General features: G+C 62.1%; 1 protein-coding gene. It reads left to right on the forward strand.

What is annotated here, in order from left to right; genetic code table 11:
- Positions 1 to 219 (forward strand): immunoglobulin-like domain-containing protein (locus ABI582_RS28780; RefSeq protein WP_442121007.1); only part of this gene is annotated, 219 nt, incomplete at both ends.

Consider the following 219-nt stretch of genomic DNA (forward strand, 5'->3'; position numbering starts at 1 on the left):
CAGGTCACCATCAAGGCCGGCGAAACCAGCGCGCCGTACACCCACGACGCGCAGGGCGATGACGTCTACCAAGACGCCGGCGAAATTTCCCTCGGCATCAAGTCGGCGGTAGACGCTACTGGTGCGGCCTTCGAAAACCTGCAGTTGGGCGGCGATGCTTCGGTCAAAGTGACCGACACCATCGACGAAGTTGTCGCCAAGCTGACCGCAAGCCAGTCG

It is taken from the genome of Pseudomonas sp. SAS7 (genome assembly GCF_052112345.1).
GTDB lineage: Bacteria > Pseudomonadota > Gammaproteobacteria > Pseudomonadales > Pseudomonadaceae > Aquipseudomonas > Aquipseudomonas putida_Q.